The organism is Marinobacter albus, from assembly GCF_030238305.1.
Classification (GTDB): Bacteria; Pseudomonadota; Gammaproteobacteria; order Pseudomonadales; family Oleiphilaceae; genus Marinobacter; species Marinobacter albus.
Window position 1 is genome coordinate 618,460 of the sequence record NZ_JASSQD010000002.1, and the last position, 12,056, is coordinate 630,515.

At 61.7% G+C, this 12,056-nt stretch carries 9 protein-coding genes; 6 read left to right on the top strand and 3 right to left on the bottom strand.

Annotated elements, in window-relative coordinates; translation table 11 throughout:
* Window positions 1-5: 5 nt before the first annotated feature.
* Window positions 6-767 carry a LytR/AlgR family response regulator transcription factor gene (locus tag QQF73_RS14330; RefSeq protein WP_219867898.1) on the bottom strand — a complete coding sequence of 254 codons (762 nt, stop codon included), beginning with the start codon at window positions 765-767 and terminating at the stop codon, window positions 6-8.
* Between the two features lie 9 nt (window positions 768-776).
* The gene (locus QQF73_RS14335; RefSeq protein WP_219867899.1) at window positions 777-1,769 is read right to left on the bottom strand and encodes a sensor histidine kinase; all 993 of its coding nucleotides are present in this window, start codon (window positions 1,767-1,769) and stop codon (window positions 777-779) included.
* A 173-nt stretch (window positions 1,770-1,942) separates the two neighbouring features.
* Between QQF73_RS14335 and argH the strand changes: the two genes are divergently transcribed.
* Window positions 1,943-3,352 (top strand): argininosuccinate lyase, encoded by a 1,410-nt coding sequence (gene argH / locus QQF73_RS14340; protein WP_285368612.1) that lies wholly within the window; start codon window positions 1,943-1,945, stop codon window positions 3,350-3,352.
* Window positions 3,353-3,382: 30 nt separating this feature from the next.
* Here argH and QQF73_RS14345 read toward each other — a convergent pair whose 3' ends face one another.
* Window positions 3,383-5,827 (bottom strand): EAL domain-containing protein, encoded by a 2,445-nt coding sequence (locus QQF73_RS14345; RefSeq protein ID WP_285368613.1) that lies wholly within the window; start codon window positions 5,825-5,827, stop codon window positions 3,383-3,385.
* Between the two features lie 145 nt (window positions 5,828-5,972).
* Here QQF73_RS14345 and QQF73_RS14350 point away from each other — a divergent pair, with 145 nt between their 5' ends.
* From QQF73_RS14350 to QQF73_RS14370, 5 genes are all read left to right on the top strand, one after another.
* Window positions 5,973-8,831, top strand: coding sequence for a class I adenylate cyclase (locus QQF73_RS14350; RefSeq protein WP_219867902.1), 2,859 nt, complete (start codon window positions 5,973-5,975; stop codon window positions 8,829-8,831).
* Between the two features lie 65 nt (window positions 8,832-8,896).
* Window positions 8,897-9,073, top strand: coding sequence for an LPS translocon maturation chaperone LptM (gene lptM, locus QQF73_RS14355; RefSeq protein ID WP_219867903.1), 177 nt, complete (start codon window positions 8,897-8,899; stop codon window positions 9,071-9,073).
* Window positions 9,074-9,113: 40 nt separating this feature from the next.
* Entirely contained in the window at window positions 9,114-10,364 is a 1,251-nt protein-coding gene (lysA, locus tag QQF73_RS14360; RefSeq protein ID WP_285368614.1) for a diaminopimelate decarboxylase, read from the top strand.
* A 14-nt stretch (window positions 10,365-10,378) separates the two neighbouring features.
* The gene (gene dapF, locus QQF73_RS14365) at window positions 10,379-11,293 is read left to right on the top strand and encodes a diaminopimelate epimerase (RefSeq protein WP_219868143.1); all 915 of its coding nucleotides are present in this window, start codon (window positions 10,379-10,381) and stop codon (window positions 11,291-11,293) included.
* Between the two features lie 16 nt (window positions 11,294-11,309).
* Window positions 11,310-12,056: a DUF484 family protein gene (locus QQF73_RS14370; RefSeq protein WP_285368615.1), complete on the top strand. Its 747-nt coding sequence runs from the start codon at window positions 11,310-11,312 to the stop codon at window positions 12,054-12,056.

Sequence of the window (12,056 nt, forward strand, 5' to 3'; positions counted from 1 at the left end):
CTGGACTAGCCCGGCTGGTGTTCCTGCAGCCACTGGCGCACGCTGCTGGCATGGCGACGGCTGACAGGCAGTTCCCCCCGGCTGCCGCGGAGCACCACCAGGCTCTGGCCGTCCGGCGTTCGCTTCAGCGCCTGCACGAAGCGAACTCCAACGAGGGTGTGGCGGTGAATGCGCAGCAGGTGGCGCGGGTAGGTGCTTTCGAGCTCTTTCAGGGTGTAATCGGACACGGTTTCCCCGTTGGCATGGTGCAGGGTGACGTACTTGTGGTCGGCCTCGCAGTAGAGTATGTCCGCCAGATCAATCAGTTCGGTGCCCCGGTAGGTCCTGACGGCCAGCTGTTCGTCGTCCTCGGTGCTCAGCTCCGTCAGGGTTTGAAGCTGGACCCGGTTAACCCGTCCGGCTCGCTCGAGCACGTCTGCCAGAGCCTCCTTGCGCACCGGTTTGAGCAGATACGCAGTGGCCTGAACGTCGAAAGCCTGCATGGCGTAGTGATCGTAGGCCGTGCAGAAAATCAGCGCCGGCGGGTTGGTAAGCTGACCCAGCCGGGCGGCTGCCTCCATGCCGTCCATGCCCGGCATTCGAATATCCAGCAGCAGGATGTCCGGCTCCAGTTCCGCGATCTGCCTGAGGGCGGCATCTCCGTCCGCCGCTTCGCCGCAGACCCGGTAGCCAGGCAGGGAATCCACGAGGCGACGCAAGCGTTCCCGCGCGAGTGGTTCGTCGTCGGCGATCAGGATGCGTCGGGTGGGCGAGGGCGTACTTTGCATGTCAGGTGGTCAGATCCCTGTGTTCGTTTTTGTTTGCAAGTTGGCGCTCTGGCGCGGCAGTCGCAGCGTCACCGTGTAGATGTCGTTCTGGTGGCTGTGCTTGAGCACTGCAGGCTCGCCGAAAAGGGCCTGCAGACGCGACTGGATGTTCGCCAGCGCCATGCGGTTGCCTTCATGCTGCCGGTCGTTGTGATCCGGTTTCGGATTCTGAACCAGCAAGTATACAAAATCGCCCCGGGCCTGTGCCTCCACGCGCACGGTGCCGCCGTCGGGTCTGGGCTGGATGCCATGGTAGATAGCGTTCTCCACCAGTGGCTGCAAGGTCAGGGGTGGGATGGCCTGTTGTTCCAGTCCGGGTTCGATGTGCCAGTCAAGGGTCAGGCGATCGCCCAGGCGCAGGGCCTCGATGGCCAGGTAGCGCTGGCAGAGGTCCAGTTCCTTGGACAGGGGTATCAACTGGTCCACAGTTCGCAGGCTGGCGCGAAAGAGTTCCGAGAGATCGAGTACCGCCTCTTCGGCCTGATCCGGGTTTACCGCAATCAGACTGGCAATGGTGTTCATGCTGTTGAACAGGAAGTGGGGTTGGATACGGGCCTGCAGCGCCGTCAGGTGTGACTGCATTTCCGCTTCCCGCTGCTGCTGCCATTGATGCTGGAGATAGAAGTAGCGGAGCACCATCAGCGCGATCAGCAGTGCCAGCAACAGCTTCTTCGCGACGTCCTGCCAGACGGCAATTCCGACCTGGGGATGCAGGACGCTGTCGGCAAACAGGCTGAAGGCCAGCACATCCAGCAGAACGATGGCAACGATGCTGAGGGTGGCCCGGGGCACCGACATTTTTGCCAGCCGCTGCCGAAGCAGACAGATCAGGGCGGCACTGGTGAGCGTGGTCCACTGCACGAACAGCGACAGCAGGCCGAAATAGTTCCAGTCGATCCAGCCCGCTTTTGCCTGAACAATCGCCAGGACCAGAACCAGCAGTTCGCTGGTGACGAGGAGCATGAACACCGCCCGAACCCGGCACAGGTCCGGAACGAAGAAATCGTTGACTGTTACACCTTTGTCGCCGCTCAGGGGTGGCTCCTTTACACGGGTCAGAATGCTATACTCCCGCCACGTTCAATGTACCCAATTCCCGCCAGATGATGCCGGGCTGTCAGCAGGAAAGATAGACCATGACGGATCAGAATAAGTCTGACCAGACCACAACCTCCGAAAAACCCTGGGGCGGACGCTTCAGCGAACCCACCGACGCTTTCGTGGAGCGTTTCACTGCCTCCGTGGGTTTTGACCAGCGCCTTTATCATCACGACATCACCGGTTCCATCGCTCATGCCACCATGCTGGCCGCCGTGGGCGTGCTGACTGACGAAGAGCGCGACACGATCATCGAAGGCCTGAAAGGCGTCAAGGCTGATATCGAGGCCGGCACCTTTGAATGGTCGGTGAGTCTGGAAGATGTTCACATGAACATCGAAGCCCGCCTGACCGACCGTATCGGCATCACCGGCAAGAAGCTGCATACGGGGCGCAGCCGAAACGATCAGGTGGCCACCGATATCCGTTTGTACCTGCGCGACGAGATTGATGTGATCGCCGAGGAATTGAAGCGCCTGCAAACCGGCCTACTGGACCTGGCTGAGCGGGAGGCGGACACCATCATGCCGGGCTTTACCCACTTGCAGACGGCCCAGCCGGTGACCTTCGGCCATCACCTGCTGGCCTGGTACGAGATGCTGGTGCGTGATGCCGAGCGCCTTCAGGACTGCCGAAAGCGCGTGAACATCATGCCTCTGGGCGCAGCTGCGCTGGCCGGCACCACCTATCCCATTGACCGGCAGATGACGGCGCAACTGCTGGGGTTTGACCGGCCCACCGAGAATTCACTGGACTCGGTCAGCGACCGCGACTTTGCCATTGAGTTCTGCAGCTTCTCCGCTCTGCTGATGACTCACCTGTCCCGCTTCAGCGAAGAGCTGGTGCTGTGGACCTCTGCCCAGTTTGATTTCATCGACTTGCCGGACCGTTTCTGCACCGGTTCCTCAATCATGCCCCAGAAGAAGAACCCGGATGTGCCCGAACTGGTGCGCGGCAAGACCGGTCGCGTGAATGGCCACCTGATCAGCCTGCTTACCCTGATGAAGAGTCAGCCGCTGGCCTACAACAAGGACAACCAGGAAGACAAGGAGCCTTTGTTCGACACAGTCGATACCATCAAAGGCTGCCTCAAGGCATACGCCGACATGATTCCTGCCATCCGCGCCAAGTCTGACAACATGCGGGTGGCGGCCAAGCGCGGATTCTCAACGGCCACGGACCTGGCGGACTACCTGGTCAAGAAGGGCGTGGCCTTCCGGGATGCCCATGAAATTGTCGGCAAGTCCGTGGCCTTCGGTGTCGCCGAAGGCCGGGACCTGTCGGACATGACCCTGGACGAGCTGAAACAGTTCTCCGATGTGATCGGCGAGGACGTCTTTGATGTCCTTACTCTGGAAGGTTCCGTTCAGGCCCGTGATCACCTCGGGGGCACGGCCCCCGACCAGGTCCGGGCAGCAGTGCTGCGGGCCCGCACGCAGCTGGGCTGATCCGTCCGCGCTGGTCTCCGGGGGTAGCGGTTAGCCGCCGATGCGCCCGGTGCTCAGGTCCACGGCTGCCGGGGTAAGTTCGGCCAGCGGCTGTGGGCGTGACAGCCTGAAGCCCTGACCGTAGTGAATGCCCAGGGTTCTGACCTTGCTGAGTGCGTTATCGCTTTCGATGAAGGTCGCCACGGTCTGCTTGCCCGCCACCTCGGCGATGCGGTGCAGGGCCTCGACCATCACCTGTTGCACCGGGTCGTGTTCAAAGTGCTGCATCATCCGACGGTCGAGCTTGATGATGTCCACCGGCAACTTGGCCGCCAGGCTGTAACTCTCCACCGACGCACCGGCGCCATCCAGGGCAACCCGGCACCCGATCCGGTGCAGGGAGTCACACAGTACCGCCACGTCGTCGGGATACTGGGTAGCGTGGGCTTCACGGATTTCCAGGCAGAAACACTCCGGGGCGAACGGTGAATCCTGTAGCAGGCTTTCCAGGAAATCCGCAAAGGTGTCGTCCAGAACGCTGGCGAGGGACAGGTTGAAGCCACAGTACTTCAACCGGGGTTCCAGCAGCCGATGGTTGTCCAGCCAGCTGAGGGTCTGGCGAATCACCTGGCGATCGAGGCGCTTGGCAAGATCGAACCGTTCGGCAACTGGCAGGAACTGGTCGGGGCGGAGCTCGTCCTGACCCTTGCCATCGCCGGGTATGCGGCACAGGATTTCGATGTGATCCCCCCAGGTTACGCTGGCAACCGGTTTGAGTGACTGATAGGCGAGAATGAGGCTTTGTTCGTCCAGGGCCTTTCGGATCTGTGCCACCTGCCGGTTCGTGGTGCCTTCATCGGTCTGAAGCGCCAGCGCCCTGGCGGTGTGGATGCGGTTGCGGCCGGAGGTCTTGGCGGTATGGCAGAGATCTGCGGCCTGGCTCAGGAGCTGTTCCGGGTTGCCGGGTACCTCGCTGTCCATCATCAGCAGGCCGCCGGACGCGGTGGTTCGCAATGAGTGGCCCTGCCATTCGAAGACGAACTCGCCAATCAGTTCGAGGATGTCCTCGGCAATTTTCCTGGCCCTGGGTTCGGGGCAATTCTCGATCAGCAGCGCAAAGGTGTCGCCGGAAAGTCGCGCCAGTGCATCCCGCTGGCGCACGCGAACGCCCAGATTGCCGGCCAGCTCCCGGAGAAAACGGTCACAGGTGCCGTTGCCGGCCAGATCGTTGAAACGTTCGAACTCATCGAGGTCCAGGTACAACAGGCTGTCGCAGGATTCCCGATGGGTTTTTTGTTCCAGAGTCCGCAACAGCCGGGCGACAAAGGCACGACGGTTCATCAGCCCGGTAACCGGATCGTGACGGATGCGGTATTCACTGCTGGTAGCGTGATTGACGCGATGGCTGATGTCGCGGGCCACATGCACAGCCCCGATCGTCTCGCCCTGACCGTCGGTCAGTCGCTGGTAATGGAATTCGTAGACGGGTAGCTCCCGATCCTGTTGGGCCAGCGGCATCTCCACTACGAAACTGTCCCGGTCGAATGCCCGCTGCCAAAGCCGTTCGATGAGCCGGCGCTCGTTGGGATAATCCGGCAGCAGTTGTGCCAGTTTGTCGCCAGGTTTGGGGGTGATGCCAAACACGTTGGCGAACTGATGGCTGAAAGGCTGGTTGAAGTGCAGCAGCTTCAGGTCACGATCAACGGCTGCAACCAGGTCGGGCGTCGCCTGCGTGGTGGCGGTCAGTATCTGCACCGCATGCTGGCGGGCCTGATCGCGTTGCATCACCGGGGTATGGTCCACCAGGATCCCGCCCAGGCGCTGAATGCGCTTGCCGTCTTTCAGGGCCCGGCCATTCATCGTGACCCGCCGGATGTTCTGGCGTGCGGTAAGCAGGTTCAGTTCCACGGTAAACGGCTCGCCTGATCGAATGCACCGGCGGAACATTGCCCGGACCCGGTTCTGGCCCGTCTGGCAGTAAAACAGAGCCTGTTCGGGCGTGATCTCGGAACCCGGGCGCAGTTCCAGCAACCGGAAAACGCCCTCGGTCCAGGTCATTTCGTTGGTCTGGGTGTCCAGCTCCCAGATCCCGAATGCGGCGCTGTCCTCGGCCGATGCCAGCAGCCGTGGATCCATGTTGCCGTTGTCCCGTTGGGTGATGCTGGCGCTGGCGGCCTTGTCGGAATCCCGCATGTTCTTGCGCAGGCTCAGGCAGGCTGTGTAAAAAAATCCTTCCTTGTGCCGGAAGGTGATCAAGGCATCCTGCCCGCGCTCAATCCGGTGCCGGTTAGCCGGGGCAAAGGGGTCGTCCTGCCGGGAGGCCAATACCCGGTGGACCGGCTGACCCTCGAGTTCGCTGGCGTCGTAACCCAGTACGGACTCGGCATGGCGGTCAGCAAACAGCACTTTGCCCTCGTCATCGATACGCAGCAGTGCGCTGCGTTCAGATCCTTTGGGCTGATCGGAACGGTAACGACGGATGACGAATTCTTTCACGACGGGTGAGCCTCGGGTTTCTTCGCTATGATTCTTCAGGTTGCCCGGAACGTGCCGGCACCGCTTTTATTTTTTTGTCGGTTTTGCCACGATGCGTCCATCATACTGATACTGACACTTAAAAGAACCTCTCCCCGGAGCTGCCTTGACCGCCCACGTTGCCCCGATTGCCCTGGATTTTGAAGAGGGTATAGATCGAAAGACCTTGCGTCGTCTGCGTGACCGGTTCCTGTCGGTCAATCAGCAGCGTTGGGACCGGGCGTGCTCGGCGCTGACCTACCGCCAGCAGATAGTACTGGAAGTGTTGCCCCTGGTGTTTCACGCCAACCATCCGGCCCTGCCGGGTTACATCGACGCGGATTGTCCCTACGGCCTCAGTCATTACCGACCCCCGTCCCGAACCCTGAACGCTGCACGCCGTCTGGCGCGGACCTTCAGCGTCCGGAGTGAAGGCAAGCGCCGGCCAGACCTGGATGCCTTGTTCCTCATGGGGAGTCCCGGTACGTTGGGGCATTCCGTGGCCAGCGATCTCGATCTGTGGTTGTGTCATCGGAGTGATTTGCCGGAGCGAGGCATCCAGTGCCTGGAGCGGAAAGCGGAAAAGCTGTCGGACTGGGCAGCATCGCTGGGCGTAGAGCTGCACGTGTTTGTGTTTTGTGCAGAGGACTGGCGGGCGGGCCGTCAGCGCGCGGAGGTGACCGGTGAAAACTGCGGCAGTGCCCAGCATTACCTGCTGCTTGACGAATTCTACCGGACCAGTATCCACCTGGCCGGTCGCTATCCGATGTGGTGGCTGATTCCCGCCGACTGCGAGCCGCGCTACGACGAGTGCATGCGACAGCTGGTGGACTGCCGCTTTATCCGGGGCGACGAGTACATTGATTTTGGCCCGGTGTCGGCGATCCCCGAGGAGGAGTTCTTGGGGGCGGGAGTGTGGCAGCTCTACAAGGGCATCGACGCACCCTGGAAATCGATCCTCAAGCTGTTACTGATCGAATGCTATGCCCAGACCGCGGACCAGCCGCTGTTATCGAGCGTGTTCAAGCAGGCGGTGTTCCGTGGGCAGACCGACGCTGACGGACTGGATCCTTATCTGCTGCTCTACAACCGGCTCGAAGCCTGGCTATCGGATTCGCCGATGGCCGGACGTCTGGACCTGGTCCGGCGTAGCCTGTATCTGAAAGCGGGTCTCCCGTTGACCCGTGCCGAGTCGTCGCCGGAGCAGTGGCGTGCGCGCCTGCTCACGCAGCTGGTGGAGCGGTGGCAATGGCCGGAGCAAACCCTCGCGGAGCTGGACAACCGTCACCGTTGGCGTGCCGAGGACGTCACCAGGTTGCGTCGGCTCGTTGTCGCCGAGCTCACCCACAGCTACCGGTTGCTGTCGAAGATGGCCCGGGAGCACGGCACGCGGTCGGCCATCAGCGTCGGCGATATCAATCTCCTTGGCCGCAAACTCTATGCCGCGTTTCAGCGTAAAGCCGGCAAGATCGAGCAGATCAACCCCGGCCTCGCGCCGTCACTGGTGGAGGAAAATCTGGCCTTCTACCACCAGTCGGAACAGGGGAGCGATGGAAATGGCTGGCTGCTTTACCGGGACCTTGAAGATCCGGCCGACGCCTTCTGGCAGCCGGCAATCCGCCGCTCGGGCAACCTGACCGAGCTGATGGTGTGGTGTTACTGCAATGGCCTTCTGTCCCGGTCCACCCGGCTGAACGTGCGGGCCGGTCAGACCGTTGCGTCAGTCAGTGAATTGCGGGAAATGCTGGAAGCCCTATCCGCCTTCCTCCCGTTTCCGATTGAACCTGCCGACCGGGAGGCGCTGTCCAGAGGGGGCCGGCCGGTGAGCAACCTGCTGCTGGTCAATGTCGGGGTCGACCCGCAGGCCTACCTTACCGAAAAGGGCCTGCATAAGCTCAGCGCACGGCACGATTCCCTGGGTTTCAGTGGCGGGCGGGAAAATCTTGTGGTCACCATTGACCAGATTACCTTCAACAGTTGGCACGAGGTGAGTCTCCAGCATTACGCCGCCGGCGATACCCTGGTGCAGTGCCTCAAGAATGTGCTGGCGTCGGTGGCGGGTGACCCGTCGGAGCTGCCGGGTATCCGCGTTCATGGCCACAACCGGGGCCACGGCGCCGCGATTGCCCGACGGGTTCAGGAACTGTTCAGCGACGTCTTGCGACAGTTTTTTGCAGGCGGTTTGGGGCCACACCCGTTGCGCTATGTGATTGAAATGGGCCGGCGCTATTTCCTGCTTCAGTTCAACGGCCGGGAGCCCGGGTTCGTGGCCCTCGACAGCTTTGCGGCGTTGATGGAACACCTCGCTTTGCCCCAGGGAAAGTATTTGCCAGTGGTATTCGACCGTCACGCGATTCCGGAAGATCCTGCCCTGAGAGCCGTGTCCCAGGCTTGCGAACCGGACAATATCCAGGTGTTCTATTACATCCGGGGTGACCGCGCTCGGATCTGGGTGGCTGATGAACTGGGATCGCTTTCCAGTTGGGAGCAGGCGGTCGGCAACCGGCGGTACATGCTGGCGCCGCTGCTGCGCTTTCTGGAGAATCTCGTGGAGCGCCGCACGCTACGCCACAGCGATGTTCCGTCGATGCTGGCGGGCGTACAGTGTCAGGAAGTCGTCAATCGCGATGGCTACTGGCGCACCGAGCCCCGTCCCGATTCCAACTCCGCAGGGGCACTTCCGGGCCTTGAGGTGCAGGCTGTAGGCATCCAGGAGGGCGGCAGTGGTGTCAGGTTCGATATCTTCTGCGGTGAGCAGGAATTCACGGCCCAGGAGTACGGAGACCGGCTGATTCCGGCTGTCGCCCACTACATACGCTCCCAGCGCGAGAGCCACGAGGCCTATCCGGCCTACCTTACCGATGTCCATCTCCCCCACGATCTGGATCCTCAGGTGTATCAGCTGGATATCCAGACCAGTCAGTACCTCCATTACCGTTCAATGCTGGAGTCTGCCCTGAACCAGGCCCTGCAGAGCGAAAGCTAGTGTCCTCGCCGCGTGGGCCGGGTCTCAGGTATACTTGCGCCATGGTAAACTCAGGGGTTACGAGAATGCGCACGGTAAAGCTTTGGCTCGCTGGTCTGGTGGTGTTGTTGGCACTGAGCGGCTGTGGTCAGAAGGGGCCACTGTACCGGGAAGATCCGGACGTTTCAGCCCGTGCGACAGATGCGGTCACAGCCGAGCCCGGAAGCCGGGACGTGCGTGACGATGAGGATGTTGGCGAGTAACGAGCTGCCCTCCGGCCCCGTATAACGAATCAGGAAACTCATGGACCATTTCAATTACCGCAACGGCGAACTTTTTGCCGAGGACGTGCCTGTCTCTGCCATTGCCGAGCGCTTCGGGACCCCGGCCTACGTTTATTCCCGGGCGACCCTGGAGCGCCATTACCGTGCTTATGACGATGCGCTCAAGGGGCGGCCGCATCTGGTTTGCTATGCCGTGAAAGCCAACAGCAACCTCGCGGTGCTCAATGTGCTGGCCCGTCTGGGGGCGGGGTTCGATATTGTGTCCGCCGGTGAGCTGGAGCGAGTGCTGCGCGCCGGTGGTGATGCCGGCAAGGTGGTCTTCTCCGGTGTCGGCAAGCAGGAGTGGGAAATGAAGCGCGCCCTGGAGGCGGGCGTGCGCTGCTTCAACGTGGAGTCCGACACCGAGCTGGACCGTCTCAACGCTGTTGCCGGCGAACTGGGCGTCCGGGCGCCGGTTTCCCTGCGGGTGAACCCGGATGTCGATGCCGGTACCCACCCCTACATTTCGACCGGCCTGAAAGAAAACAAATTCGGCATTGATATTGCCGAAGCGCCCGCCGTATACGCCCGGGCTGCGGCCATGTCCAATCTCGACATTCAGGGCGTTGACTGTCACATCGGCTCGCAACTGACCTCGGTGTCGCCCTTTCTGGACGCTCTGGACCGGGTGCTGGCCCTGATCGACGTGCTTGCGGAGCAGGGCATTGCCATCCGTCATCTCGACATGGGCGGGGGCCTCGGCGTTACCTACGACCAGGAACAGCCGCCCCAGCCATCGGACTATGTGACCGCCCTCGCCGAACGCCTGGGCGAGCGGGAATTGGAGTTGATTATGGAGCCCGGGCGTTCCATAGCGGCCAATGCCGGTATTCTGGTAACCCGTGTTGAGTTCCTGAAGTGCACGGAACATCGAAACTTCGCCATCATCGATGCCGCGATGAACGACCTGATCCGCCCGGCGCTTTATGGCGCCTGGCAGGCCATCGTGCCCGTGACCCCGCACCAGCAGGGTGAGGAGAAATCCTGGGATCTGGTGGGACCGGTGTGCGAGACCGGCGATTTCCTCGGCAAGGATCGCCTGCTTCGACTGCAGGCCGGTGACCTGCTGGCGGTTCGTTCCGCCGGCGCTTACGGGTTTGTCATGAGTTCCAACTACAACAGCCGCAACCGCCCGCCGGAGTTGATGGTGGATGGCGATCAGGTACATGTGGTGCGTCGTCGTGAAAGCCTGGAAGACCAGCTCGCGCCCGAGAGTTGTCTGCCGGAATGAGCGGGACGCAGGATATGGGGCAGCAGCGACGAGGCCAGGGCGCAACCGTGCGATTCACCAAGATGCACGGGCTGGGAAACGACTTCATGGTTGTTGATGCCATCAGCCAGCCGTTTCGCCTGCGTCCGGAGATGATCCGGGAGTTGGCGGACCGCAATTTCGGCATTGGTTTTGACCAGTTGCTGGTCGTGGAACCACCCGGTTTGCCGGATGTGGATTTCCGCTATCGCATCTTCAATGCCGACGGCTCCGAGGTAGAGCAGTGCGGCAACGGTGCTCGCTGTTTCGCCCGCTTTGTCCGGGACCAGCGCCTTACCAACAAGAAGGTGATCCGCGTTCAGACCGCCAAAGGCGTGATTGAGTTGCGGGTTGGCAAGGATGGCCTGGTGATGGTCAACATGGGGGTTCCAGAGCTGAACCCTCCAGCGATTCCGTTTGCTGCCGACCGTCGCAAGCAGGTCTACACCGTCGACGTAAATGGCGAAACCGTAGAGCTGACTGCGGTGTCCATGGGCAATCCCCATGGCGTTCTGCTGGTGGACGACGTGGATACGGCACCGGTGGAGACCCTGGGGCCGAGGCTGGAAAATCACCCCCGCTTCCCGGCTCGGGCCAACATCGGGTTTCTCCAGATCATCGACCGTACCCACGTCCGGCTGAGAGTGTTCGAGCGCGGTTCGGGCGAAACCCTGGCCTGTGGCAGTGGCGCCTGTGCCGCCGTGGTGGTGGGTTGCCTGCGGGGCTTGCTGGATAATCGGGTCGAAGTGGAACTGCGCGGTGGCCGGCTGGTGATTGAATGGCGGGGGGAGGGGACCCCTGTTATGATGGAAGGCCCTGCAACGAGCGTCTTTGAGGGGCAGTTGCGGTTGCCCGGCGATCATCAGGGACGTCGTCGGAGAGGGAGCAAACCAACCAAACAACGGTCCTGACAGTCAGGAGAGAGCGATGACAGAACAAACGGCCCGCCAGAAGGCCGGAGAGCTCGGCCGGGAACAGGTGGCGGAGTATCTGCGAGATAATCCGGATTTCTTTGTGGATCAGGATGAGCTGCTTCGCAGTCTGACCCTGCCTCACGACAGTGGTCGGGCGATCTCGCTGGTGGAACGTCAGGTGCATCTGTTCCGTGAACAGCGCGATACCCTGCGTCGGGAGCTGGTGGAGCTGGTTGCCATTGCCCGCCAGAACGACCGGTTGTTCGAAAAGAGCAAGCGCCTGCTGATGCAGGTGATCGAAGCCCGGAACCTCAACGATATGGCATCGGCCATCGATGACAGCATTCGCGGGGATTTCGGACTGGATGCGGCCTCGGTACTGTTGTTTACGGATGTGCCCCTGGCGGATCCTTCCCAGGGAGCACTTCATGTGGTTCGCCCGGACGAAGCCCACGAGCGCCTCGGGAGTCTGCTCGAAGGCAGTCGTGCGGTGTGTGGCCAGTTCCGGGAGAGCGAGCGTCAGTTCCTGTTCCCGGACCGTGAAGAACCGATCGCCTCGGTGGCCCTCGTACCCCTGCGCAGCAACGAACTGGTCGGGGTGTTCGCCGTCGGAAGCTGTCAGCCCGGCTATTTTGACCAGAGCATGGGCTCCCTGTTCTTGAGCTACATCAGTGATACCCTGAGCCGTCTGCTTCCGCCCATGGTTCAGCGCCACACCGGAGCGGCCCCGGTGGCCGATATCGCCACGGAGTCCCGATAG